The 25,673-nt window shown below is 62.8% G+C and carries 24 protein-coding genes; 10 read left to right on the top strand and 14 right to left on the bottom strand.

Annotation, left to right across the window (positions count from 1 at the left end):
* Positions 1–66: 66 nt before the first annotated feature.
* The gene (locus tag OK351_RS00170; protein ID WP_265155300.1) at positions 67–687 is read left to right on the top strand and encodes a DnaJ family domain-containing protein; all 621 of its coding nucleotides are present in this window, start codon (positions 67–69) and stop codon (positions 685–687) included.
* Positions 688–804: 117 nt separating this feature from the next.
* On the opposite strand, the gene rpsN is transcribed toward OK351_RS00170, so the two are convergent.
* From rpsN to OK351_RS00125, 9 genes are all read right to left on the bottom strand, one after another.
* Positions 805–1,110 (bottom strand): 30S ribosomal protein S14, encoded by a 306-nt coding sequence (gene rpsN / locus OK351_RS00165; RefSeq protein WP_265155299.1) that lies wholly within the window; start codon positions 1,108–1,110, stop codon positions 805–807.
* Positions 1,111–1,113: 3 nt separating this feature from the next.
* The gene (gene rpmG, locus OK351_RS00160; RefSeq protein ID WP_054821834.1) at positions 1,114–1,284 is read right to left on the bottom strand and encodes a 50S ribosomal protein L33; all 171 of its coding nucleotides are present in this window, start codon (positions 1,282–1,284) and stop codon (positions 1,114–1,116) included.
* Position 1,285: 1 nt separating this feature from the next.
* On the bottom strand, positions 1,286–1,522 hold the full coding sequence (gene rpmB, locus OK351_RS00155; RefSeq protein ID WP_265155298.1) for a 50S ribosomal protein L28: 237 nt from the start codon (positions 1,520–1,522) through the stop codon (positions 1,286–1,288).
* Between the two features lie 347 nt (positions 1,523–1,869).
* Complete coding sequence (locus tag OK351_RS00150; RefSeq protein ID WP_265155297.1) at positions 1,870–2,352, bottom strand: MarR family winged helix-turn-helix transcriptional regulator; 483 nt, start codon at positions 2,350–2,352, stop codon at positions 1,870–1,872.
* A gap of 174 nt (positions 2,353–2,526) precedes the next feature.
* Positions 2,527–3,327 carry an ABC transporter permease gene (locus OK351_RS00145; RefSeq protein ID WP_265155296.1) on the bottom strand — a complete coding sequence of 267 codons (801 nt, stop codon included), beginning with the start codon at positions 3,325–3,327 and terminating at the stop codon, positions 2,527–2,529.
* Positions 3,328–3,336: 9 nt separating this feature from the next.
* Positions 3,337–4,269 (bottom strand): ABC transporter permease, encoded by a 933-nt coding sequence (locus tag OK351_RS00140; protein ID WP_265155295.1) that lies wholly within the window; start codon positions 4,267–4,269, stop codon positions 3,337–3,339.
* Positions 4,266–5,417: an ABC transporter ATP-binding protein gene (locus OK351_RS00135; protein ID WP_265155294.1), complete on the bottom strand. Its 1,152-nt coding sequence runs from the start codon at positions 5,415–5,417 to the stop codon at positions 4,266–4,268. Before OK351_RS00135 ends, OK351_RS00140 begins: the two co-directional genes overlap by 4 nt.
* A gap of 5 nt (positions 5,418–5,422) precedes the next feature.
* On the bottom strand, positions 5,423–6,652 hold the full coding sequence (locus OK351_RS00130; protein WP_265155293.1) for an ABC transporter substrate-binding protein: 1,230 nt from the start codon (positions 6,650–6,652) through the stop codon (positions 5,423–5,425).
* Positions 6,653–6,673: 21 nt separating this feature from the next.
* Positions 6,674–7,912, bottom strand: coding sequence for an ABC transporter substrate-binding protein (locus tag OK351_RS00125; protein ID WP_265155292.1), 1,239 nt, complete (start codon positions 7,910–7,912; stop codon positions 6,674–6,676).
* Positions 7,913–8,181: 269 nt separating this feature from the next.
* Between OK351_RS00125 and OK351_RS00120 the strand changes: the two genes are divergently transcribed.
* From OK351_RS00120 to OK351_RS00105, 4 genes are all read left to right on the top strand, one after another.
* Positions 8,182–8,655 (top strand): Lrp/AsnC family transcriptional regulator, encoded by a 474-nt coding sequence (locus OK351_RS00120; RefSeq protein ID WP_265155291.1) that lies wholly within the window; start codon positions 8,182–8,184, stop codon positions 8,653–8,655.
* Positions 8,652–10,034: an aspartate aminotransferase family protein gene (locus OK351_RS00115; RefSeq protein WP_265155290.1), complete on the top strand. Its 1,383-nt coding sequence runs from the start codon at positions 8,652–8,654 to the stop codon at positions 10,032–10,034. The genes OK351_RS00120 and OK351_RS00115 overlap by 4 nt, the downstream gene beginning before the upstream one ends.
* A gap of 210 nt (positions 10,035–10,244) precedes the next feature.
* Positions 10,245–12,200 (top strand): acyl-CoA dehydrogenase family protein, encoded by a 1,956-nt coding sequence (locus OK351_RS00110; protein WP_265155289.1) that lies wholly within the window; start codon positions 10,245–10,247, stop codon positions 12,198–12,200.
* 142 nt (positions 12,201–12,342) lie between these two features.
* Positions 12,343–12,783 carry a hypothetical protein gene (locus OK351_RS00105; protein WP_265155288.1) on the top strand — a complete coding sequence of 147 codons (441 nt, stop codon included), beginning with the start codon at positions 12,343–12,345 and terminating at the stop codon, positions 12,781–12,783.
* A gap of 298 nt (positions 12,784–13,081) precedes the next feature.
* Here the strand turns inward: OK351_RS00105 and OK351_RS00100 are convergent, their stop codons facing one another.
* Positions 13,082–14,680, bottom strand: a complete 1,599-nt coding sequence (locus OK351_RS00100) for a PucR family transcriptional regulator (RefSeq protein WP_265155287.1) — start codon at positions 14,678–14,680, stop codon at positions 13,082–13,084.
* Between the two features lie 125 nt (positions 14,681–14,805).
* Between OK351_RS00100 and OK351_RS00095 the strand changes: the two genes are divergently transcribed.
* From OK351_RS00095 to OK351_RS00085, 3 genes are all read left to right on the top strand, one after another.
* Positions 14,806–16,314: a CoA-acylating methylmalonate-semialdehyde dehydrogenase gene (locus OK351_RS00095; protein ID WP_265155285.1), complete on the top strand. Its 1,509-nt coding sequence runs from the start codon at positions 14,806–14,808 to the stop codon at positions 16,312–16,314.
* A gap of 44 nt (positions 16,315–16,358) precedes the next feature.
* Positions 16,359–17,729, top strand: coding sequence for an aspartate aminotransferase family protein (locus tag OK351_RS00090; protein WP_265155284.1), 1,371 nt, complete (start codon positions 16,359–16,361; stop codon positions 17,727–17,729).
* A 130-nt stretch (positions 17,730–17,859) separates the two neighbouring features.
* Positions 17,860–18,318 (top strand): hypothetical protein, encoded by a 459-nt coding sequence (locus tag OK351_RS00085; RefSeq protein ID WP_265155282.1) that lies wholly within the window; start codon positions 17,860–17,862, stop codon positions 18,316–18,318.
* 204 nt (positions 18,319–18,522) lie between these two features.
* Here OK351_RS00085 and OK351_RS00080 read toward each other — a convergent pair whose 3' ends face one another.
* From OK351_RS00080 to OK351_RS00065, 4 genes are all read right to left on the bottom strand, one after another.
* On the bottom strand, positions 18,523–19,935 hold the full coding sequence (locus tag OK351_RS00080) for an aldehyde dehydrogenase family protein (RefSeq protein WP_265155281.1): 1,413 nt from the start codon (positions 19,933–19,935) through the stop codon (positions 18,523–18,525).
* A gap of 15 nt (positions 19,936–19,950) precedes the next feature.
* Entirely contained in the window at positions 19,951–21,384 is a 1,434-nt protein-coding gene (locus OK351_RS00075; RefSeq protein WP_265155280.1) for an APC family permease, read from the bottom strand.
* Between the two features lie 98 nt (positions 21,385–21,482).
* Positions 21,483–22,409, bottom strand: coding sequence for an AraC-like ligand-binding domain-containing protein (locus OK351_RS00070; RefSeq protein ID WP_265155279.1), 927 nt, complete (start codon positions 22,407–22,409; stop codon positions 21,483–21,485).
* 112 nt (positions 22,410–22,521) lie between these two features.
* Positions 22,522–23,097, bottom strand: coding sequence for a TetR/AcrR family transcriptional regulator (locus OK351_RS00065; protein ID WP_265155278.1), 576 nt, complete (start codon positions 23,095–23,097; stop codon positions 22,522–22,524).
* A gap of 121 nt (positions 23,098–23,218) precedes the next feature.
* Between OK351_RS00065 and OK351_RS00060 the strand changes: the two genes are divergently transcribed.
* Complete coding sequence (locus tag OK351_RS00060) at positions 23,219–25,129, top strand: primary-amine oxidase (RefSeq protein ID WP_265155277.1); 1,911 nt, start codon at positions 23,219–23,221, stop codon at positions 25,127–25,129.
* Positions 25,107–25,547, top strand: a complete 441-nt coding sequence (locus OK351_RS00055) for a hypothetical protein (RefSeq protein ID WP_265155275.1) — start codon at positions 25,107–25,109, stop codon at positions 25,545–25,547. Before OK351_RS00060 ends, OK351_RS00055 begins: the two co-directional genes overlap by 23 nt.
* Positions 25,548–25,673: the final 126 nt, after the last annotated feature.

Below are 25,673 nucleotides of genomic sequence, written 5' to 3'. Positions count from 1 at the left end.
CGGTCCGCCATCGGTTTCCTTCCCCAGGGTGTTGCCCGGGAGCGCCGGCGATGAAAGCATGGATGGATGGGCAGCGAATCCGAATATCCGCAGCGTGATGCATCCCTGAATGCGGCGCGCTACCGGGCGAAACGTGCGGACCAGACACCATTACCCGTTGATGAATACGCGCAGCGCACCGGGCGACACCACCCGGTGGAGGAACCGCGCACTCCACTGCAGATCCATGCCGCGGACGAGGCGTGGGAAGTGGCCAATTCCGTATTGGATGAGGCCTTTGCCCGGGGGGACTTCGACAATTTGGCCTTGGCCGGGCAGAAAATCGATCATCTCATTGGCGGTAATGATCCAGATTGGTGGATCAAGGGCCTGATGCAACGCGAAAAGATCAGTGGCCTGGGCCCGCCGGCGCTGACCCTTCGCGTCGAGGACCGGCAATTGGAGCAGACCCTGGACCAACTCGCCGGGGAGGCACAGGTCCGTGAGTACCTATTGGACTTCAACCGCAGGATCATCGAAGCCCGGCGCCAGTTGCAGGGCGGACCTCCTGTGGTGACCGATGTGCGGGATCTGGACGTCGAGGTCGCCCATTGGCAGGCCCGTCGGCGGGGACGGGCCGCGGAAGCGGAACCACAGCCCCTCCCCCAGGCACGCCGCCGCTGGTGGCGTCGGCGGGGTGACTCTTGAGTTCTGCTGGCGGTTGAAGCCCCGCCGTTGTGGATAAACGAGAACACCGCCGCCCTTCCCCGTCTCGGGGATGGGCGGCGGTGTTCGCCAGGGTTCTAGACCCCTAGGCTTTGGTGCTTACCAGGAAGACTTGGTAATGCCCGGCAGCTCACCGCGGTGAGCCATATCGCGGAAGCGAACACGGGAAATACCGAACTTCTGGAAGGTGCCGCGTGGGCGACCGTCGATCGAGTCGCGGTTGCGGACGCGAACTGGCGAAGCGTTGCGTGGAAGCTTCTGCAGTCCAACGCGGGCCGCCTCGCGGGCCTCGTCCGATGCGTTCGGGTCAACCAGGGTCTTCTTCAGTTCGAGGCGCTTTTCAGCGTAACGCTCGACGATGACCTTGCGCTGTTCGTTCTTTGCGATCTTGGACTTCTTGGCCATGTCTTAGCGCTCCTCTCGGAATTCAACGTGCTTACGGACAACTGGGTCGTACTTCTTCAGAACCATGCGGTCTGGGTTGTTACGACGGTTCTTGCGGGTCACGTAGGTGAATCCGGTACCGGCGGTCGACTTCAGCTTGATGATCGGACGTACGTCCTTATCCTTCTTCGCCATGTTAGAGCTTCACACCCTTCGCAAGCAGGTCGGTGATGACTGCGTCGATACCGCGCACGTCGATCAGCTTAATGCCCTTGACGGACACGTTCAGGGTTACCTTGCGGCGCAGGGAAGGCACGTAGTAGGTCTTCTTCTGCACGTTCGGATCGAACCGACGCTTGGTGCGACGATGCGAGTGGGAGATGCTGTGTCCGAAGTTCGGAACTGCACCGGTCACCTGGCATACAGCTGCCATGATCACTCCTCAGTTAGTAGTAGTAAAATTTGACGGTACTCGCGCGTAATGCGGGACCGAATCCCACATCACTGATGCGTTAGTGAGTCCCGCCAACCAGTGAAACACCGTTAATACTGCACACTATGAAGGTAACCAGGCTGGGTGAGAACCAACCGAAGCGCCTTGAAGTATGTAAGACGGTGAACTTCGCAATCTGTCGAGCATTTTCCCCGTACTCGGGCGATCACGATATTCGGTATTACGGGCTACGCGCACACGCTTTGCCACCACCGTAGGGGCATCACGAAGCGCGCGATTAACGCCTACTCATGATAGCCAGTTAATCTCCGGCAATCCAAATCGGGTTAGGCCGGATCCAGGATCCAATGTTCCTCGTCCAGGGCCCGGACAATCTTTCGCGAAATCCGCGAAAGATCCTTAACATCCTTGTCATCCAGCGAATCAAAGACCAGGGACCGCACTGTTGCCACATGGTGCGGAGCTATCTGCACCAGCACGTCCCAGCCCTTGGTGGTTAATGAGGCGATCTTCACACGGGCATCTTCCTTGGACTGCAACCGCACGACCCAGCCGCGTGCTTCCAGCTTCTTGACCACATGTGAAAGCCGGGACAGCGAGGCGCTGGTTCGCGCCGCCAGATCAGTCATGCTCAGGTTGCGTTCTGGCGCTTCGGAAAGCATGGCCAGCATATGGTAGTCGAACAACGTGATGCCCTGCAGTCCTTGCAGATCGGTGTCCAAGACCCCCGGCAACAAGGTGAACAGGCTTTGCAGTCCCAGCCATGCCTCGCGTTCCTCGTCGTTCAACCAGGCCTGCTGTTCGTCCATGGCTCTGATTCCTCATTCATTCTCGGTCTGTTCGGTGCGTGGGTGGCTCCCAACAGTCCAGTGTAGACGTTTCCGTATCGTGGGACGGCTGTATCTCAAGATGGTGGGCTTACGCGCTTCCAGTACGCCCTGCAGCGAACGTGTCGGGGTTCCAGCCCTCCAGCCCCGGCTGGCCTACTGTGCCTTTTCCAGCGCCTTGCGTTTACGGTAGGACATGATCTGGGCGATGATGACCACGAGCAGGGCCAGGAGGAACATCGCCGAACCGATGACATTGGCCTGGGCGGGGATACCACGGGTCGCGGCCACGTAGATGAATTTCGGGAAGGTCTGCACGTTGCCCGAGTTGAAGTTGGTGATGATGAAATCATCGAAACTCATCGCGAAGCTGAGCATCGCCGCGGCGATGATCCCGGGCAACAGCAGTGGGAAGGTGACCTTCCAGAAGGTCGTGCGCGGGTTCGCGTAAAGATCTGCGGCCGCTTCCTCCAACCGCGGGTCCAGGGCCGAGACCCGGGCCCGCACCGTGACGATCACGAAAGCCATGCAGAACACCACATGGGAAATCACGATGGTGGTGAAGCCCAGTTCCCATCCCAGGTTCAGGAACTGCGCCAGCAGGGCCGCGCCGAGCACGACTTCGGGTGTGGCCAGCGGGAGAATAATCAGGATATCGGTGGCATTGCGGAACCGGAACTTGTAACGCACCAGGCCCAGGGCCACGCAGGTACCCAGCGCGGTGGCGATCACCGTGGCCAGCAAGCCGATCTGCAACGAATTCACCAGGGATTCGCAAACCGCCGGAGCGCCACAGGGGTTCTGCCAGTTCGACCAGGTGAATCCCCGCCATTCCAGGTTGGTCCGGCCGGCATCATTAAAGGAATAGACGAAGATGTAGGCGATGGGCACCAGCAGGTAGACGAAGGCCAACCCTCCCAGCACCGGAATGATCCAGCGTCCCAGCTTTTGTTTCATCGTCAGCTCCTACATCAATTCCCTGGTGCCGAAGCGCCGAATATAGATGATCACCAGAATCAGGATCGAGACCATCAGCACGAAGCTCAGTGCCGCGGCTCCCGGGTAGTCGATGACCCGGAAGAATCGTGAGTCGATGACCTGCCCGATCATGGTGGTGTTGCGGTTGTTGCCCAGCAACGAGGCATTGATATAGTCACCGGCCGCGGGAATGAAGGTCAGCAGTGTTCCGGCGAAAACCCCCGAGGCGGACAAGGGCAGGGTGACCTTGGTGAACGTGGTCACGGGGTTGGCGTACAGATCTCCGGAGGCCTCCAGCAAGCGGGTGTCGAGCCGATCCAGATTGGCGTAGATCGGCAACACCATGAAGGGCAGGAAATTGTAGGTCAGACCGGCAACCACCGCGATAGGTGTCGCGGTCAGGTGGCCATCGGCAGGCAGCAGGGACACCGCCTTCAATGTCTGGGCGATAAACCCCTCATCGGACAGGATCTGTTTCCACGCCTGGGTCCGCAGGATGAAGCTGGAGAAGAACGGGGCGATGAGCAGGACCAGCAGGATCCCCTTAAGCAGTCCGTGTTGCCGCAAGCGGACCGCCACCAGGTAGGCCATCGGGTATCCGATGAGCAATGCCAGCACCGTGGCGATCAGCGCAAACCAAAAGGAGCGCAACAGCACCGGCCAATAGGCCTCGAGCATCACCGCATAGTTGCTGAATTGCAGGGCAGGGACGAACTCGCCGATCTCGGCACCCGGCGGTTTGGTGTAGAGGGACATCGCCAGCAGCACCAGGACGGGCAGTGCGAAGAACAGCGCCAGGCCGATCATCCCGGGAAGCACCAGATACTGTCCGGTGCGCCCCTTCCGGCGTTCGGCCCGTAATTCCTCCGCGCTACGCAGATCCAGTTTTTTCCCCCGTCTGCCAAGAACCCGGGAACTCATGCCTCTTCCACCCCGGCCAATTCGCTTTCACTGCCCCGTAGCCCGAAGGTGTGGACCGGATCCCAGGACAGGAAGACCCGTTGCCCCATCTCGCCGGGCTGCTGGCCGCGATTCTGCGCGAAGGTGCCGATCAAGCCGATACCCTCGACCTCGATCAGGTATTCGGTGGTGGTCCCGGTAAAGGAGGCGTCCTTGACAATGCCGTCCAGCCGGTTCATTCCGGCGGTTGTGTCCTCGGTTGCCGAGATCTGCAGTTTCTCCGGGCGGATCCCCACCATGATCTCCCCTTCGGTGGCCACCGCCCTGGCCGCCGGAAGCAGGATCCTGTTACCTGCGACATCCACGCTGAGCAGCTGGTCCTCCTGGCCGCTGACGGTGCCGCGCATCAGGTTTGATTTTCCCAGGAAATTCGCCACGAAGGCGGTGCGGGGCAGCTCGTACAATTCTCGCGGCGGCCCCAACTGCTCGATGCGTCCTTCGTTCATCACCGCGACCACATCGGCCATGGTCATCGCCTCCTCCTGGTCGTGGGTGACGTGGATGAAGGTCAGGCCGACCTCGGTCTGTATGGTTTTCAATTCCAACTGCATCTGACGGCGCAGTTTCATGTCCAGGGCACCGAGCGGCTCGTCCAGCAGCAATACCTGCGGCCGGTTCACCAGCGCCCTGGCCAGTGCGACGCGTTGCTGCTGCCCGCCGGAGAGCTGGGCGGGTTTGCGCGTGGCCAGATGTCCCAGTTCGACCATTTCCAGGGCCGCCTTGGCCTTGGGCATCGCCTCGCGGTCCTTCTTGCGCTTAAGCCCGAAGGCGACATTTTCCAGGACGCTCATATGCGGAAACAACGCATAGGACTGGAATACGGTATTGACCGGACGTTTGTGGCTGGGTAGCTCGGTCACGTCCTGGCCACCAATGGAAATACTGCCTTCGCTGGGGGCCTCAAGCCCGGCGATCATCCGCAAGGTGGTCGACTTGCCGCATCCAGAGGGCCCCAGCAGGGCGAAGAACTTGCCCGAGGGAACCACCAGGTCCAGTTGGTCCACGGCGATGAATTCCGCGAAGCGTTTGCAGATACCGGTCAGTTCAAGGTCCGCGCCCTCGGATGAACCGCGGGCCCGACGTCGAGTGGTCTGTGTTTCTGTATCCATCTGGCCTATACCCCGATAACGGCTTGGAATTGGTTTTGCAGGTCGGTTTCCTCGTCCACCGACAGTTCACGTTCAGTGGTGGCTTTTTCCAGGAACTCCGCGTCCGGGAAGATCAGCGGATCGTCGACCAGCTCCGGGTCGATCTTCTCCATTGCCTCCTGGGCCCCCACCACCGGACACAGGTAGTTCACGTAGGCGGCCACCTCCGCGGCCACCTCGGGATCGTAGTAGAAGTTCATCAGCTCTTCAGCATTGGCCTTGTGCCTGGCACCGATGGGAACCAGGAAGTTATCGGACCAAATCAATCCGCGCCTTTCGGGCAAGGTGAACTCCCACTGGTCCCCTTCCTCGAAATTCAGCTGGGTGATATCCCCCGAGTACACGATGCCGGCCAGTGCATCACCAGTGACGAAGTCCTGCTTGTACGAATTGCCCTTGACCTGGCGGATCTGGCCGTTGCTGATATTGCGTTCGAGCACCTCCAAGGCCGCGGCGTATTCGTCTTGCCCCCAGTCCCCGGCGATGTCCACCCCCTGATCCAGCATCAGCATCGGCATGGTGTCACGCATTTCATCCAGCACGGTGATCCGGCCCTTCAACTGCGGATCCCACAGGTCCTCGACATTGCGCAGGCCTTTCGGGAAGGCCTTCTTGTTCCACGCCAGTCCGGTATACCCTGACTGCCAGGTCAGCGAGTGCCTCCGGCCCGGATCGAACCGTACGTCCTTCAGTTCAGGCAGCAGGTTGGTGATGTTCGGGATATTGGCGTGGTCCAGTTCCTGCACGTAGCCGCGCCGGATGAGCCTTTCGCTCATCCAGTCGGTCAGGGTGACCAGGTCCTGGCCGATATCCTGGCCCGCCGAAAGCTGACCTTGGATCTTCCCGTAGTAGGAATCGTTCGAGTCGATGTCCTCGGCATAGCGCACATCGATGCCGGAGCGTTCCATGAACTTTTCCAGCGTGGGATAGTTCTTGGCCTGGTCGTCGTAGTCCAGGTACAGGGTCCAGTTGGCCCAACCCAGCCGTTTGTCCGTCGCCGAGATATCCTCGGCCGGGGAAAGACCCGAACCGGTGGAACCGGTGTCGCCGGTCCCACCGGTGCCGCAGGAAGCAAGCAGTCCGGCCAGTGCGAGGCCTGCTGCACCGGACAGGACTCCGCGACGGCTGAGCCGGGCCTCTGTCAACGCCAAGGACAACTGCCTGTGCTGGTTGGCCACCGCCTGTTTGCGGGTCATGACTATTCCACCCCTGTCTTCTCAGGCTCCGATGCTTTGCTGGAATTCCGAGGTGAACGAGGTTTCCTCGTCCGCGTCCAGGGACCTGAACGCATAGGCATGTTCCAGGTCATCGTCCGTCGGGAAGATCAACGGGTTATCCACGAGTTCGGGGTCAATGGCTTCCATGGCCTCTCGGGCCCCGACCACCGGGGATATGAAGTTCACATAGGCGGCGACCTGGGCGGCGACTTCCGGCTGGTAGTAGAAGTCCATGAGCCGTTCGGCGTTGGCCTTGTGCGGCGAGGCGACCGGGACCAGCATGTTGTCGCTCCACAGCGTTCCACCGCCTTCGGGAATGACGAATTCCCATTGGTCGTCATTTTCGAAGTTCATCTGCACGATGTCCCCGGACCATACGATCCCGGCAATGGCATCCCCGGAAATGAAGTCCTCCTTGTAGGAGTTGCCCTTGACCTGGCGGATCTGTCCGCTGGCGATGTTCTCACGCAGCACATCCAGACCGGCACCGAATTCCGATTCGCCCCATTGGCCGGAGATGTCCACCCCGGCGTCCAACAGCAGCAGGCCCATGGTGTCACGCATTTCATCCAAGACCGTGATCCGCCCCTTCAGCTCCGGCTGCCACAGGTCGGAGACCGATTTCAGGCCCTTGGGGAAGCGCGACTTGTTCCAGGCGATGCCGGCATAGCCCGACTGCCAGGTCAACGAGTGATGGCGTCCGGGGTCGAAGTCGACCTCCTGCAGATTAGGCAGCAGGTTGGAGATGTTAGGGATATTGGCGTGGTCCAGCTCCTGGGTGAATCCCTGGCGGATGATCCGGGCAGCCATCCAGTCGGTGAGGGTCACGATGTCCTGGCCGATGTCCTGGCCCGCGTTTAATTGCGCCTGGACCTTGCCGTAGTAGGTGTCGTTGCCGTCGATGTCCTCGGAGTAGTTGGTGCTGATGCCCGTCAGTTCCTTGAACTGCTCCAGGGTCGGATACTTCTTGGTCCCATCGTCGTAATCCAGATACAGGGTCCAGTTGGCCCAGTTCACGATCTTCTCCGACTCGGACAGATCCGTGACATCCACCGGGGCTGCGGAAGTGCCCCCGCCCCCGGAGGTGCCGCTGGTACCGCAGGCGGCCAGCAACCCCGTCACCCCCAGGGCACCGGCCGCCCCCAATACCGAACGGCGGGACATCGACCGGGAGGCAATCATCTGGGCCAATGCGCGGATCTGCGGATCTTCTGGACGTCGTCTTTGCGAGTGAGACATGAGGTTTCCTTTGCCAGCAAGGTTCCAATATGAGGTATATGGCCTGGGCCACATGCTGATTGTGTCGCTCATCATTCCAGCAAACACAGCGTGAAACAAGAGTTGCACCCAAGAATCCACCATCAATTGCGAAGCTTCTCAACGAAATCTTTTTCAGTCAGGCACTTCCACAACCGTTTCCGTGGCTGTATGGTCGGTCGTATGCTCGATTTGCCGCACACCAAGGCGGTGTCGGGCGCATCGGTGGTGACCGGGGAGGTCGATGGGATATGACGGTACCGCACAATGGTGGGCCCGGGAACGCGATTGACGCGATTTCCAAACAGATCATTGAACAGCTCCAGGAGGATGGCCGCCGATCCTACGCGGCGATCGGCAAGGCAGTGGGGCTCAGCGAGGCCGCAGTCCGGCAACGGGTGCAGAAGCTCGTGGAGAACCGGACCATGCAAATCGTGGCCGTCACCGATCCGCTGCAGTTGGGTTTCACGCGCCAGGCCATGATCGGCATCGTGGCCGCCCAGGACATCAACGCGACCGCCGATCGGATCGCGGCTCTGCCCGAGGTCGACTACTGCGTCGTGACCGCCGGGCCCAGTGACATCCTGGCCGAGGTCATCTGCGCGAACGACGAGGACCTGCTGAGGGTCGTCACCAAGATCCGGGGTATCGAAGGTGTGCAAAGCACCACGACCTTCATGTACCTCTCACTGAAAAAACAGGAATACAACTGGGGAACACGATGAGTAGCACTCCACGCGGTACGGACCGCCAACAAGCTGCACGCGACCACCTTTGGATGCATATGGCACGGCATTCCTCACTGGCTGCCGGAGGAAAAGTCCCCATCATCTCCCGCGGTGAGGGGCACCATATCTATGATGACCGGGGCAGGGAATACTTCGACGGACTGTCGGGATTGTTCGTTGTCAATGCCGGGCACGGGCGAACGGAACTGGCCGAGGTCATGGCCAAGCAGGCAGAGCAACTGGCGTTCATGCCGCTGTGGTCATATGCCCATGAACCGGCCATCGACTTGGCCGAACGGTTGGCAGGCTACGCACCCGGGGATCTGAACCGGGTCTTCTTCACCACCGGCGGCGGAGAAGCGGTCGAGTCGGCCTTCAAACTGGCCAAACAGCATTTCAAGATGAAGGGCAAGCCGGGAAAAACCAAGGTGATCTCCCGTGCGCTGGCCTACCATGGCACCCCGCAGGGGGCCTTGGCCATCACCTCCCTTCCCGATATGAAGACCCCTTTCGAGCCGTTGGTCCCGGGGACATTCCGGGTGCCGAACACGAACTTCTACCGCGCGCCGGAGATGTTTGCCGACAACGAAAAGGACTTCGGCCTGTGGGCTGCCGAACGGATCCGTGAAGCCATCGAATTCGAGGGAGCCGATTCGGTGGCCGCGGTGTTCCTGGAACCGGTGCAGAACTCGGGCGGATGCTTCCCGCCGCCGCCGGGCTACTTCGAACGGGTACGGGAAATCTGCGACGAGAACGACGTACTGCTGGTCTCGGATGAGACCATCTGCGCCTTCGGTCGCATCGGCTCGATGTTCGCCTGCAACGACTTCAACTACGTCCCGGATATCATCACCACAGCTAAGGCCATCACCAGCGGCTACGTCCCGCTGGGCGCCATGGTGGTTTCCGACCGGCTTTTCGAACCGTTCGCCAAGGAGCAGAACACCTTCTACCACGGGTACACTTTCGGCGGGCACCCGGTCGCGGCGGCTGTGGCCATGGCCAACCTGGATATCTTCGAACGCGAGGGCCTGAACGAGAACGTCAGGGAGAATGCCGACAAGTTCAAGGAAACCCTGGAGAAGCTCAAGGATCTGGACATCGTCGGGGATGTGCGCGGTGCCGGGTACTTCTACGGCATCGAGTTGGTCAAGGACAAATCCACCAAGGAAACCTTCAACGATGAGGAATCCGAACGGCTACTGCGCCAATACCTCTCCCCCGCCCTGTGGGAGGCGGGACTGTACTGCCGTGCCGATGACCGCGGCGACCCGGTGATCCAGCTGGCTCCCCCGATCACGATTGGGCAACCAGAATTCGATGAGATCGAATCGATCCTGCGTTCGGTACTCGGCGAGGCGGCGAACAAGATCTAACCCGGAATCCGGCATCGAACCGTTGTCCAGCAAACAGCGCGGGGCAACGGATCGATGCAGCCCGGTTACCCGGACGGTTTGCACCATCGGTCGTCTCTGCCGGGCACCCCTACCGGTCAGTCACTTTCGGCGCTAGGCTGGGGACACCCCCAACGGTACGGCAAGTCTGCTGGTCGCCGGCAGACAGTGCACTGGTGCAAAGGATCTGCCATGAACCATCAAGCCGGTACGTCAACCCACCATGTCGATGCGGCGCGAGCCCGTGAAGTCGCCGAGCAGTCCAGGGACCAGGAGTGGCAGCGCCCCAGCTTCGCCAAGGGCCTGTATATGGGGGATGTGGATTTCTCCCTTATCGATCCCTTCCCGCAACCCGACCCGGAAGCCGCGGCGCGTGGCGAGCAGTTCCTGCAAGTGCTCGACGATGTCGTTGATTCCATCGACGCCACCCGCATCGAGACCGAGGGCCGTATCCCGGACGAGACCGTGGCCGCGCTCCGCGAGATCGGTGCCTTCGGGATGAAGATCCCCCGCAAGTACGGCGGGTTGGAACTGAGCCTGCTGGACTACGGCCGGGCCTTGATGCGCATCGGTTCGGTATCCCCTGCCATCGGGGCGCTGCTCTCGGCGCACCAGTCCATTGGCGTTCCCGAGCCGGTTAAGAGCTTCGGCACCGAGGAACAGAAGCAGGCCTACCTTCCGCGGTGTGCGGCCGGGGCCATCAGCGCCTTCCTGCTCACCGAAAACGATGTCGGATCGGATCCGGCCAGGTTGGGCACCACCGCCAGGCTGGGCGATGACGGGGAACACTATGTCATTGATGGGGCCAAACTGTGGACCACCAACGGGGTGGTCGCCGAATTGCTGGTGGTGATGGCCGCCGTTGAACCCCACGAGGCCCACGGTGATGCCCCTGCAGGTAAGGGCGGGATCACCGCATTTATCGTCGAGGCCGACACCGAGGGCGTTACGGTGGAAAACCGCAACGCCTTCATGGGGCTGCGCGGGATCGAAAACGGGGTCACCCGCTTCCGCCAGGTACGGGTCCCGACCGCCAACCGCCTGGGCAAGGAGGGTAGCGGGCTGAAGATCGCACTGAGCACCCTGAACACCGGAAGGCTGTCCATTCCGGCCATGTGTGCAGGAGCCGGCAAGTGGGCCACCAAGATCGCCCGCGAATGGTCGGCCGCCCGTGTGCAGTGGGGGCACCCAGTCGGCAAGCACCAGGCCATCGCCTCCAAGCTGTCCTATATCGCCTCCAGCACCTATGCACTGGAAGCGGTGTTCGAGCTCAGCGCCTCGCTGGCGGATGCCGGCATGAAGGACGTGCGGATCGAGGCCGCGCTGGCCAAGCTCTACAGTTCCGAGGTCTCGTGCACGATCGCCGACGAACTGCTGCAGATCCGTGGTGGGCGCGGCTACGAGACCGCCGCCTCCCAGGCAGCCCGCGGCGAGCGTGCCGTACCGGTGGAACAGCTGCTCCGTGATCTGCGCATCAACCGGATCTTCGAAGGCTCCACCGAGATCATGCACCTGCTGATCGCCCGCGAGGCAGTGGATGCCCACCTGCAGGCCGCCGGCGATTTGGCCAAGGCCGATTCGACCATGGAGGAAAAGGCCAAGGCCGCGTGGGGTGCCTCCGGGTTCTACGCCAAGTGGTTGCCGCAGCTGGCCCTGGGCTCGGGCAACCTGCCCAACGCCTATTCGGGGCATGGTCCGCTGGCCAGGCACCTGCGCTTCGTGGAGCGGGCCTCGCGCCGCATCGCCCGCCAATCCTTCGCCGGCATGGCGCGCTGGCAGGCCGGTATGGAACGCCAACAGGTCTTCCTGGGGCACATCGTGGATATCGGTGCCGAGCTCTTCGCCATGTCCGCGGTCATCACCAAGACCCATGCCCTGGAAATGAACGGTTCCCCCGAGCACGCCTCGGCGCTGGTATTGGCCGAGGCCTTCTGCGAACAGGCCACCGAACGCTGCGAGGAACATTTCGAACGGCTCTGGGACAACACCACGCAGACCGATGAACAAGTGGCCAAACAGCTGCTGAACGGGGATTTCCGCTGGCTTGAAGCCGGGATCCGGGATGTCTCGGAAGGCACCGGACCGTGGATCGCCGAATGGTCCACCGGGGATCAGGAGGACCGCCGGCAGCTGTACGGCGACTCCTAACGTAGCTGCATCGTCATCGTTTGGTTTTGCTTTGCTTTGGTGTTCCTCCTTGAACGATCGAAGTTCCTGTATCTTTTCTTGGATGCGTCGTACCCAGGAAGTGCAGCTGATCAAGGTCAAATGACAGGAAAGCAGTGAGCCAGTGAGCTACATAGGAAACATTGAATATCAACGTCTGTATTTCGAGGGTGTCGCTGCTTCTCAAGAAGTAGCGACGACAGTCGGGGGTCTGGTAACGATTGACGATGAAGGGTTTCTTTCCGTCAACGTCGCCACAATGTATGGCCCCATCAGCGTCGAAGTGCAGGTAATTGATAAGTCACCTGGATCACTCGACCCGTCGTGGGCAGACGTGACCGAAGTCAGCGCAACCAAAGTCGAAGGAATCGTGGCACGATTAGTCAACGGATCTGGCGACGAGCTTCAGCAACCAGAAGTAATCTTTGGAAGCGGTACATCAGGAGTATTCCGCTTACGGTTACACCGCAAAGGTGAAGGATTTGCTGAGGGGCGGGCACCGACAGGCCCAGGGGATCCTCGAATGGAGAGTCTGCTCATCGGCACCCAGAGGTGCTGCTTATGACATCTGATTCGGCAATGGAGACTCAGCAATGGGCCGACGAGCACGGAGACGAGCCAAACTGGTATGTCGAAAGCGACAATGATGAGGAAGAACGCTTGGAACAAGAACGACTTTCGAACGGACTCGGATGAGTCACGTAACTTATGGATAGGCTCGCTGAAACCTGAGGGCTCAGGCGAGATGGACAAAGACTCGGAGTACTCACAGAGGCCATTTATGACTGGGGAAATGAAAACTGCGTGAGAAGAGCTGAAAAAACGAACCGTGATCCTTCGGTGCGTCCCTCGACACTCCTCTACTAGCCGTGCAGCCGGTACCACATCAAGGCCACCTGCAAACTGGCCCTTGACTCTGCAGTTTCCAGGGACAGGCCGAGTTTTTCCTCCAGCTTCGCGAGCCTGGCGTAGAGCGTGGGACGCGAGAGGTAGCCGGCCTTGGCCAACGCCGACTTGTTGCCGCCATGGCTCAGGTACAGTTCCAGCAATTCCAGGCCCTCCGGGTCCGGGGGCGAGAGCAGCCCGGCCAATTCGGTATGGGCGAAACCACGCATCCGCCCATCGGTTCCCATGGCGGCCAGTACCCCCCGCAAACGCAGGTCGGCAAAGCGGTAATAGGGACGGGCGCGGGTGGGCAGGTTCGGCACGATCTCCGCCACCTGGGCCGCTTCCTCCAGGTTGCGGGCGCACTCGGCGATCAGCGACGCCCCGGTGCCCACCCCCACGGCCACCGGCCTGCTCAGGCTCTCACCCAGTTGCCGGGCGAATCGCTGCAGCGTCCCATCCACCAGTTCCCGGGCTGCCACCGGCAGGATCACCGCCAGGATGCCCGAACGCAGGGACCCGGAGAGTACACCCAGGCGCATGGTCTCGGCCACCTGGTCCACCACTTCCAGCACCTCACGTTCCCTCAGCTGCATGCTCGTTGGGCTTTGCCCCTGCGGCAACATCAGTCCGACCGCCACCGGGACGTAGTGGATAGCGGTATCCAACCCCAGGGCCTCGGACCGGACCTGGACTTCCTTGTCCGTCAGCGAGTGGTGCTGGAGCAGTTCGTGTAACAGCGAAGTCCTGGCCTGGTAGAGCAGTTCGCGTTGGTCCCGTCCGGACAAGCGGGAGATCGTCAGGGTTTGTCCGGCACGTTCGAGCACCAGTGCGGCGCTGGATTCGTCTTCCAGCACGGCCGGGACCACCAGCCTGCCCCAGCGGCTCTTGACGGCCCCGACCGGCGTCTGCAACCAGTCCTCGGCGCCATGGCTGCGTCCGGTGGACTCGGCATACCCCACGAACCGCGAACGGCCGACCCAATGCTCCAGCACGGATTCGGCCCCCTGCCCCGCCCCGGCGTGGGCCAGCACGCGGTGGCGCACATCCTCCAGCACTACCGGGGCATGCAGTAGCTGCGCGGTCCTTTCGACAATGGTGTGCTCGTCGGCTTCGCTCAACGACAATTCGGTGTAGATCTCGTGCACGGTACGGGAGAACTCGACCACGCGCAGTTGTTCGGCCACCAGCAGTTTGTGGATCACCTCGGTGATCTGCACGAAACGCACCTGGCGGCGCAGCCAGATCACCGGTAGCTCCAGCCCCCCGGTGGCCTGGATGAAGAGTACATGGGAAGCCCGCCGGTCCCCGCTGTAGTGCTCGATCAGCACGCCCGCAGCCCCGGCGGCGCGCAACCCCTCCAGGAACTCGCGCAGGCGCCGCGGGTTGGGCTCGACATTGCGCAGGGTGGTCAGCACGAGTTCACGGCCTTCAAGCAACCCGGCGTTCTCGGTGGATTCGGTGACATGAACCCACCGCACCGGGACATCCATCGCGGTGTCGCCACAGAGTACCAAGGGGTCCGCGGCCTGGACGATTCCCAACTCCAGCACATGCCCCATCGTCAAATCAGCCATCATCGACCTTTACATATCGTCAAAGCTAGTACATAAATCATGACACAGTGTTTGTGTGGTCGGTCATACTTATGGCCCATGATGATTCCAAGAGCATCAACCTGCCCCACGAAAGGACCGTTTCGATGACCACCACGATGACCGAAACCCTGCAGCACTGGATCAACAACGCCCCGTTCACCGCCGAGGGCGATACCCGCACCGGCAAGGTCTACAACCCGGCCACCGGTGAGGTCGCCCGCCACGTCGCCCTGGCTTCCAAGGCCACCACCGAGGCGGCGATCGCCGCGGCAGCGGCAGCGTTCCCGAAGTGGCGCGACACCTCGTTGACCCGTCGTACCGCCATCATGTTCAACTTCCGCCAGCTGCTGGCCGAGCGCAAGGGCGAGTTGGCGGCCATCATCACCGCCGAGCACGGCAAGGTGCTGGACGACGCCCTGGGCGAGGTCGCCCGCGGCCTGGAAGTTGTCGAGCTGGCCTGCAACGCCCCCTACCTGCTCAAGGGCGAGTACTCGGAAAACGCCTCCACCGGGGTGGATGTGCAGTCCCAGCGCCAGCCGGTCGGAGTGTCCGCCATCATCTCACCCTTCAACTTCCCTGCCATGGTTCCGCTGTGGTTCTTCCCGGTGGCCATCGCCTCCGGTAACGCCGTGGTACTCAAGCCCTCGGAGAAGGATCCCACCGCCGCCAACTGGCTCGCCGAGCTGTTTGCCGAAGCAGGGCTGCCCGAGGGCGTGCTGAACGTGGTGCATGGTGACAAGGAATCGGTGGACACCCTGCTGAATGACGAGCGCGTCTCCTCGGTGTCCTTCGTCGGCTCCACCCCGATCGCCCAGTACGTCTACTCCACCGGCACCGCCAACGGCAAGCGTGTCCAGGCGTTCGGCGGCGCGAAGAACCACATGCTGGTGTTGCCCGACGCCGACCTGGACCTGGCCGCCGACATGGCCATCAATGCGGGCTTCGGTGCCGCCGGCGAGCGCTGCATGGCGATCTCGGTGGTGGTCGCCCTGGAAAACATCGCCGATGAGCTGGTGGCCAAGATCGCCGAGCGGTCCAGGAAGCTGCGCGTGGGTGACGGTACCCGCGGTTGCGACATGGGCCCGTTGATCACCGGCGAGCACCGCGACAAGGTGGCCGGATACATTGACGCGGGCATCGCGGCCGGGGCCGAGGTGGTGGTCGATGGTCGTGGTGGCTCGGTGGACGCCGACGGCGAGGGCTTCTTCCTGCACCCGACCCTGTTCGACAAGGTGACAACCGATATGTCGATCTACACGGACGAGATTTTCGGCCCGGTGCTCTCCGTGGTCCGTGTCGAGTCCTTCAACGAGGGCATCGACCTGATCAACGCCTCGAAGTACGGCAACGGCACCGCGATCTTCACCAACGACGGTGGGGCCGCCCGCCGCTTCGAGAACGAAATCCAGGTGGGCATGGTCGGGGTGAACGTGCCGATCCCGGTTCCGGTGGGATACCACTCCTTCGGCGGCTGGAAGGCCTCGCTGTTCGGCGACCAGCACGCCTACGGGCCTGAAGGGTTCAAGTTCTTCACCCGCAACAAGGTGGTGACCAAGCGCTGGCTGGACCCCAGCCACGGCGGCATCAACCTCGGCTTCCCGCAGAACGACTAGTTCGCCCCTCACGGCACCGGTTTTTTGAGATAAGGAAAGAATTCATGACCGAACAATTGACTTCGGTGATTTCCGCGGAGGAGATCGCCGCCGGGAAGCGGGCGCACGAACTGGACAAGGCCCATGTCTTCCATTCATGGCAGGCCCAGGGCCCGTTCAACCCGATGACCATCCTGCGGGCCGAGGGCTCCCATGTCTGGGACGGCGAGGGGCGCAAGCTCATTGACATCTCCAGCCAGCTGGTCAACACGAATATCGGCCACCAGCACCCGAAGGTGGTTGCCGCCATCCAGGAGCAGGCCGGCAAACTGGCCACCATCGCCCCGCAGCATGTCAATGACGCCCGTTCGGAAGCCGCCCGGCTGATTGCCGAACGCACCCCAGGGGACCTGGACAAGGTCTTCTTCACCAACGGTGGTGCCGACGCGGTGGAACATGCGGTGCGCATGGCCCGGCTGCACACCGGCAGGCACAAGGTCCTTTCGGCTTACCGCTCCTACCATGGCGGGACCCACCTGGCGGTGAATATCACCGGGGATCCGCGGCGTTTCGCGTCGGATAAGGCCACCGACGGGATCGTGCATTTCTTCCCGGCCTACCCGTACCGTTCCTACTTCAATTCGACCACCGAGGCCGAGGAGACCGAACGGGCGCTGAAGCACCTGGAAGACACCATCATCCTGGAAGGTCCCGCGACGATCGCCGCGTTGATCCTGGAATCCATTCCGGGCACCGCTGGGATCTACCTCCCGCCGGCAGGGTACATGGAAGGTGTGCGCGAGCTGACCCGCAAGTACGGCATCGTGTACATCGCCGACGAGGTCATGGCCGGATTCGGCAGGGCTGGCGAATGGTTCGCGATCAACCGGTGGGGCATCACCCCGGACCTGATCACCTTCGCCAAGGGGGTGAACTCCGGCTACGTCCCGCTGGGCGGGGTGGCCATCAGCAATGCCATCTTCGAAACCTTCCGCGAACGGGCCTACCCTGGAGGCCTGACGTACTCGGGACACCCGCTGGCCTGCGCGGCGGCGGTCGCCACGATCAACGCGATGCAGGACGAGGGTCTGGTGGCCAACGCCAAACGGCTGGGGGACGAGATCATCGGCCCACGGTTGCGCCAGTTTGCTGCCGACCACCGATCGGTGGGAGAGGTGCGCGGCGCCGGGGTCTTCTGGGCCATCGAGCTGGTGAAGAACCGCGAAACCCGTGAGCCGCTGGCGGCCTACGGGGGCAGTTCCCCGGAGATGAACGAGGTGGTGGCCGCGGCCAAGGCCGCCGGCTTGCTGCCTTTCGCGAACTTCAACCGGTTGCATGTCGTTCCGGCGATGAACATCCCGGATGAAGTGCTCATCGAGGCGCTGGACCGTCTGGAGCAAGCCCTGGTGGTAGCCGACGGGTACGCCACCGCATAGGCCACCGGGAAAACCGGATTCGACCCGGGTGGGGCACTGACGTGCCCCACCCGGGTCGCTGGCTTCCCAGACCGGTCTTACATTGGCTAAAAGTCTTCACATGCCGGCCTCACCGGGATAGATTAAACCCATGGAGGCACAAAATTATGCGGTAGTAGATTTCATGACCCCGATGATGCACTTGGGTGTTGGAGGCATACTGCTGGTGTTCGCCATTCCCTTGATCATCCACGCGCTGTTCCGCAGGCGTCGATTCGCCCGGCTCACTGAGGGCTATCAGACCTACAAGTCACGATCCTCGATCCGCACCGAAATGCTCACCGGGGCCCTGTGCCTGGCCGCGGCCCTGGTCTTCGGGGTGCTGGCGTGGACCAATTACTCCACCGCCACCAGCAATCTGACCGCGAATATCGAACAGCGCTACCAGCCCGCGGAGTTCACCCTGGGTTCCTGGAACGGATCCTGGGCCACGGTGGATATCACATTGGAGGACGGGACCCGGTTCGCCGACAGCGTGGTGGTGGTCCGTGCGGGCAACGAACCGTTCATCGAGGACGTCTGGTACCACACCAGGGACAACGCGGACTGATGGTCACTCCCGAATCACCTTAACGGCCCGATGCCTTGGGCCCGCGAGATGTCGGCGCCCGCTCGTTGCGCACGCCCGCAAGCACATGGTTCCGCCCGAGGCAGGCACCTGTGCGTCCTTCCCCGGTTGCTCCCCGTCTCCGGCTGGTGGTTAACCTGACCAGGGCGCCGCACCCGTGGGGTGCGGCGCCCTGGTGATCGCCTGTTAGCCGTTGATGATCTGCGGCTGGGCCAGGGCCTTGAGCCCATCCAGGCCGAATTCCAGCCCGTAGCCCGACTGCTTGGCCCCGCCGAAGGGGACCCGCGGGTCGATGGTGCCGTGGGAGTTGATCCACACCGTCCCGGCCTGCAGCCTGGATGCCACTTCGGCGGCCTTGGCCCGATCCGCGGACCAGACCGATGCGCCCAGGCCGACCTCCAAGGCGTTGGCGTGTTCAATGGCCTCTTCCACGTCCTTGACCTTGATGATCGGCAATGCGGGACCGAATTGCTCCTCGGTGACCAGCCGGTTGCCCGGATCGATGTCCCCTATCAGGGTGGTCGGGTAGAAGTTCCCGGTGGCCTGCTCATCCGGGTTGGCGCCCAGCAGCACCGTGGCCCCGGAATCCACCGCATCCTTCACCAGGTCGGCCACGATCTCGTACTGCGCCTTGTTCTGCAACGGCCCGAGCACGTTCTGCTCCTCCAGCCCCGGACCCATCGGCATCTTGGCGGCCACCTCCACCAACGCCTGGCAAACCTGGTCGTAGATCGATTCCGGGACATAAAGCCGTTTCAGGGCCGCGCAGGTCTGTCCGGTATTGATGAACGCGCCCCAGAAGAGCCCTTCGGCGATAGCCGCGGGATCGGCGTCGGGCAGCACCACCCCGGCGTCGTTGCCGCCCAGTTCCAGGGTCAGCCGCTTCACGGTATCGGCCGAGGAACGGATGATCGCCTTGCCGGTACGGGTCGAACCGGTGAACATCACCTTGTCGATCTCCGGGTGCGCGGCCAGCCGCTCGCCCACCTCGCGGCCGCCGGCGATCACCTGCAGCACCCCGGCTGGCAGGACCTGGTTCAGCACATGCCCCAGGGCCAGCACCGACAGCGGGGTGTACTCGCTGGGCTTCATCACCACGGTGTTGCCCATACGCAGGCTGGGAGCCAGCTGCCAGATGGAGATCATCATCGGCCAATTCCATGGGCCGATCGCACCGATGACACCCAGCGCCCGGTAGTGCTTGACCGCATGGGTTTCCCCGTCGTCCACCACCACTTCCGGTTCCACCTCGTAGGCGGTCGCCGCCCGCAACCAGGCGGCAGCCCCGCCCACCTCGAAGCGGGCGTTCGGGCCGTTCAACGGCTTGCCCTGCTCACGCGAGAGCAACTCGGCCAGCGCCTCGGCGTTGGCCTCGATGTTATCGGCCGCGGCGTTGAGCAACCGCTTGCGCTCCTCGTGACCCAGCGCATCCCAGCCCGGCTGGGACGCACGCGCCGTGTCGATCGCGGCATCCAGCTCGGCGACGGTGGCTTCGGCCACCCGGCCCACCACCTCGCCGGTGGCCGGGTCACGGACTTCGGTGCCTCCGCTCTCCGGTTGGATGGCTGCCAGCAGTTCTTCGGCGTTTGCATATGACATGGAGTTCTCCTCGTTCTACTTGATCTCTAGGTCGACGTCGGACAGGTTGTTGGTGGTGCGGTTCCTGGTGCGCAGCAGCGCGGCCACCGCGAAACCGATGATGCCCGGCAGGATCACGATCCCCTGCAGCACGTACTGCAGCGCTCCGGCCTCCTCCAGGCCGATCAACACGTCGAAATTCACCACGATCTGGCTGAATACGTAGCTCAGCGCGATCCCGGCCGCCACCGGGGCGATGACGCGGGTGATCAGCGAATCGGTGGTGCGGTTCCGGGCGAAGTACCCCACCACGGCAAAGGAGGTCAGCGCCATCAGCAGCACCAGGCCGTAGGCCCCCGAATTGGTCATCCAGGTGAACATCGTGAAGACGATGAACATGGGATCCTGGCCGCTGGAGACGACGGCGAAGACGATGATGACCAGCAACGCCAACAGGGACTGGGCCAGCGAACCGGCCACCGGGGCGTGGGTGCGGGGCGAGGTGATGGCCAGGGCCTTGGGCAGCGCCCCGCCGCGGCCCATCGCGTAGAAGTAGCGGGCCACCACATTGTGGAAGGCCAGCAGGGCGGCAAAGAGGCTGGTGATGAACAGCAGGTTGGCCAGATCGATAAACCAGCCCGGGGCGTAGCTGCCCAGGAAGACGAAGATCAGGTCAGGTCCGAACTCCTGAGAGGCTTCCACCACGTTGTCCGGGCCGAGCGCCATGGACACCGCCCAGGCGGAGAAGGCGTAGAAGGAGGCGATGATGCACACCGCGATGATGGTTGCCCTGCGGGCGGTGCGCTGCGGGTCCTTGACTTCCTCGTTGTAGATGGTGCCCGATTCGAAGCCCATGAACGCGGCAATCGAGAAGGCCAGCACCGCCCCGAGCCCGGGGGCGAACAGGTCCCCGGCAACGAATCCGGTACTGCTCACTCCCTGTGGTGCCTGGCTGAAGGCCACCGCATCGAAGATGATGACCACCAGGAATTCCAGGCCCACCACGATGCCCAGCACCTTGGCGGAGAAGTCCACCCGGTTCATCCCCAGGAAACCCACGATGACCCAGCAACCCAGGGCGCAGGCCCACCAAGGCAGGTTGGTTCCCGCCATCGAGTTCACGAAGGAGGCCGTGGCGAAGCCGAAGAGCCCGTAGATCCCGATTTGCATCAGGTTGTAGCTGACCACGGCGACCATGGCCGCGCCGACGCCGGCCGGCTTGCCCAGCCCTTCGGCGATGTAGGCGTAGAAGGCGCCCGCATTGGTGATATGCCGGCTCATGGCGGTGTATCCGAGGCTGAATACCAGCAGGATCAGACCCAACACCACGAAGGACAGTGGCACACCCATCAACCCGGTCACCGCGAAATTGGTGGTCACCCCACCGGCCACGACGGTCAATGGAGCGCTGGCGGCGATGATCATGACGACCAGGGCCGGGACGGTCAGCGTGCGTTGTTCGTTACCCATGAGGCACCCCCCCTATCAGATGACGTTCATCCAAGCATCTGTGATGCCCTTCGCCCGCGTCTTGTCATCCGGTGCATACCCCTAGGCATTGCGTGCCATTAGGCCGCGACGCTGCGGTACCGACTGGGGCTCAGTCCGAAGTGGCCCGAGAAGGCCCTGGTGAAACTCGCGCCATCGGGCATGCCCACCCGGGTACCGATCAACTGGATCGGCACACCCGCCAGCAATGGGTCACGCAGCAAATCGGCCGCGGTCTCCAGGCGGCGCCGGCGGATGATCGCGGCCACGGATTCGGGTTGGTCCGCGAACAGGGCATGTAGCGACCGCACGGAGATGAAATGGGCCTGGGCGACACTGCGCGGGTTCAGGGCCGGGTCGGCCAGATGCGCTTCCAGGTAGTCCAGGATCCGCTCGCGCTGCCCCTCGCGGTGGTTCATCCCGGTAGCCGTTCCCAAGGCCCCACCCAGGACCGTGGCCAGCAGGTCCGTGGCGTTTCGTGCCAGCGCCGCTCCACCATGCTCGTCCCAGAGCTCCAGGTTGGCGCCCAGATGCTGGAGCATCGGGGTGACGGTTCCGGTCAGCGGATGCCCGCTGTCCAGGCGCATCGCGGTGATCTGGTTGACCTGTTCATGACTCAAACGGAACTTGTCGTGGGGAATCATGACCACCAGGATGGTTGCATCCTTGTCGAAGGACAGTGTGTAGGGCCGCTGCGTATCGTAGATCGCCAATTCACCCGGCGCCAGGACCACTTCGCGGCCATCCTGGACCAGCAGGCCATGGCCGTGCATCTGCAGCGAAACCTTGAAATAGCGGCCGTCTCCGGCCGCGGCCAACCCGTCGGTGCGCACCACGGCATGCGGCTTGGCGTTGACCTTCATCAGCCCGATATCCCCCAGCATATTGATCCCCAGGCTGGCGCTGAAATGTCCGGAGCGAACCGGTTCGCTGTGCAACGGCACGAAAGCCGTGGAAACCAGCTTCGACCAGGCCGTGAACGAATCAACATGTTGTATGTGGTACATCTGAACTTCCCCCGCGAGTGGGCAACGACGTAATGCGTGTCACTGAAGAATGTACGACACAAAACCGCGGATGTCACCCGCGACCGGTTCCCCGCGCCCGGCCAGCACCCCGTTAGTGCAGGGATTCAAGAATGTACTCCAGTTGCGTCAGCTGCTCCTGGGCGCTGGTTCCCACATGGTCCAGCACCGCGGTGATCTGGGCTCCCAGGAGGAAGGTCATCAGGGTGTTGCGCGCCGTTTCCACGCGGGAGGCCTCCACCCCGGGCACCTGCCCCAGCCACTGGTCGAGCATCTGCCGCCAGTCGTCCATCGAGGTGCCGTTCAGTTCCGCCATCTCGGCATCCTGCAAGGCCACATGCCAGAAATGGATGACCACCCGGGCTTCATCCCGGCGTTCCTCATCCAGCGGCAGGACCTCGTGGGCGAACGCGCGGATCGCCTCCATCCCCCCCAGCCCACGGGTGACCCGCGCGATACGGTTTCCGGTGGATTCGAAGACGTAGTTGAACGTGGCGGAAAGGATCGAATTGCGGGTCGGGAAATACGGTTTCAGGGCCCCGTTCGCATACCCGGCCGAGGCCGCCAGATCCCGCAGGTTGAGCTTGTCGAACCCGCGTTGCGCAATGAACCGCCAGGTGGCTTCGACGATTTCCCGGCGGCGCTGCGCATGATCAACAATTTTCGGCATGCCACCAGTCTAGGCCGCAGAACTTCTTCGCCGCCCCTTGCCAATGCCGGCCACACTCCGTATTCTCTACAAGTAGAGAATTAAAAGTGCCCTTCCTCACATCACCCGAAAGGTCGTACCGATGAAAACCCGAACCGTGGACTACACACTGCTCTGCGCAGACGAAGTCGCCCGAGCCCGCGAACTGCTCGAATCCCACGGGCTTTTCACCGCAACCTCCCGCATCGCCTACCTCGGCCTGGAGGACCCGGATCCGCAGGCTCCGGCCCGCCGGGTGCGTGCCATGCTGATGGATGCAAAGGCGAACGAGCCCAAGGACGTGGTGTTGGATCTGACCGGTGGCGCAGTCCTCTCCGTCACCGACATCGATCCGGCAGCCGTCGGCCAGCTACCGGTCCTGGAAGAGGAATTCGAGAAGGTCGAGGCCATCGTGGCCTCCGACGAGGGGTGGATCCAGGCCCTGGCCAAACGCAACCTCACCGTCGACCAGGTGCGCGTCGCCCCGCTGTCCGCCGGTGTTTTCGAATACCCGGAGGAATCCGGTCGCCGCATCCTGCGCGGCCTGGCCTTCCGCCAGGACTTCGCCGAGGACTCGGCATGGGCCCACCCGGTGGATGGGCTTGTCGTCTACATCGACACCATCGCCGGGGTGGTGGACCAGATCCTGGACTTCGGTCCGGTGGACATCCCGTCCGACCACGGCAACTACACCGATCCCGAGCTGACCGGCCCGATCCGCGAAACCCAGAAACCACTGCTGATCACCCAGCCGGAGGGTCCGAGCTTCACCGTCAGCGACGGCAACCACGTCGAGTGGGAAAAGTGGAGCCTGGACGTGGGCTTCGACATGCGCGAGGGACTGGTGCTCTACAACATCGGTTTTGATGACCAGGGCCAGCGTCGACGTATCCTGGACCGCGCCTCGATCGCCGAGATGGTCGTCCCCTACGGAGACCCCTCCCCGGTGCGCAGCTGGCAGAACTACTTCGACACCGGCGAATACCTCATCGGGCGCATGGCCAATTCCCTGGAACTGGGCTGCGACTGCCTGGGCGAGATCCACTACATCTCCCCGGTGGTGGCCACCGCCCGCGGCGAGGCGCGCACCATCCACAACGGCATCTGCATGCACGAGGAGGACGCCTCGATCCTCTCCAAGCACGCCGATGACTGGTCCGGGGTGAAGTACACCCGACGCAACCGCCGCCTGGTGATCAGCTTCTTCACCACCGTGGGCAACTACGACTACGGCTTCTACTGGTACCTGTACCTGGATGGCACCATCGAGTTCGAGGCCAAGGCCACCGGTATCGTGTTCACCTCCGCGATGCGCGATGAGCGCTTCGCCTCGGAGATGGCTCCCGGTCTGGGCGCCCCGTTCCACCAGCACATCTTCGGTGCCCGACTGGACTTCGCCCTGGACGGCGGACCGAGCCAGGTCATCGAGGAGGAAGCCGTCCGCCTGCCGATCAGCGAGGAGAACCCGCGCGGCAACGCCTTCACCCGGAGCCACACCGTACTGGCCACCGCGGGGCAGGCGGTACGTGATGCCAACATGCCCGCCGGACGAAGCTGGGTGGTGACCAATCCCGAATCGGTGAACTACCTGGGCAAACCCGTGGGCTACAAGCTCCACCCGCAGGGGTTGCCGACCCTCCTGGCCGCCGAGGGCTCCTCGATCCACAAACGCGCCGCCTTCGCCGCCAAGGCGCTGTGGGTCACCGAACGCGATGCCGGGCACCGCTACCCCACCGGCGATTTCGTGAACCAGAACCCCGGTGTGGACGGGATCAACGACTGGATCGCCGATGACCACAGCGTGGATACCAAGCAGATCAGCCTGTGGCACACCTTCGCCCTGACGCATTTCCCGCGGACCGAGGATTGGCCGATCATGCCGGTGGACACCGTGGGCTTCAAGATCCGTCCCGAGGGCTTCTTCGACCGCTCCCCGGTACTTGATGTGCCCGAACCGGTGAAGCACGGTTGCTGCTCGACGGACCAGGCCGATGGTTGCGGCTGCGGCCACTAGCACCGTCGGTGTCGCGCACCGCCAGGGATCACCGGCCCAACGCCTGCTGGGCGCGGCCTCCCTGGCCCTGGCGGCCGCACACCTGCTGATCCTGGTCCTGATCCCGCACTCGCTGCCCTGGATGCTGGGCCTGCTGGCCATGACCCTGTGGTGCGCCAAGTGCTCCTGGTGTGTCTGGCGCGGCGGGTCGGCCGGCAGCCTGATGGCCATGTGCGCGCTCATGGGTGTGGCCCATATGGCGATGGTGCTCGGCATGCCGTGGTTCGCCGGCCACCACGGGGCACACGCACAGCACCCGCCCGGCCACGCCGCGGTGATGCTGCTGGTCGCCTTGGGGGAATTCATCCTGATGTTCGCCGCCGCCCTGGTCATCCGTGGACGCCGCAGCCGGGTTCCCTGGAACACCGCCGGCCCTTGACAGCCGGTTAAACCACGGGCGATATTGGGTAATGAATCACATTCACTATGTGGGTTCCCGGCGACGATACCCGGTGACCGCAGCCCTTTGCGGTCACCGGCCCGGTTCCCCGGCGGCCGCCCTAGG

Origin of the sequence: Glutamicibacter sp. MNS18, assembly GCF_026107515.2 — a bacterium.
GTDB lineage: Bacteria > Actinomycetota > Actinomycetes > Actinomycetales > Micrococcaceae > Glutamicibacter.
The sequence above is the reverse complement of the archived record's forward strand: the minus strand, read 5'-3'. Positions and strand labels throughout refer to the sequence as shown.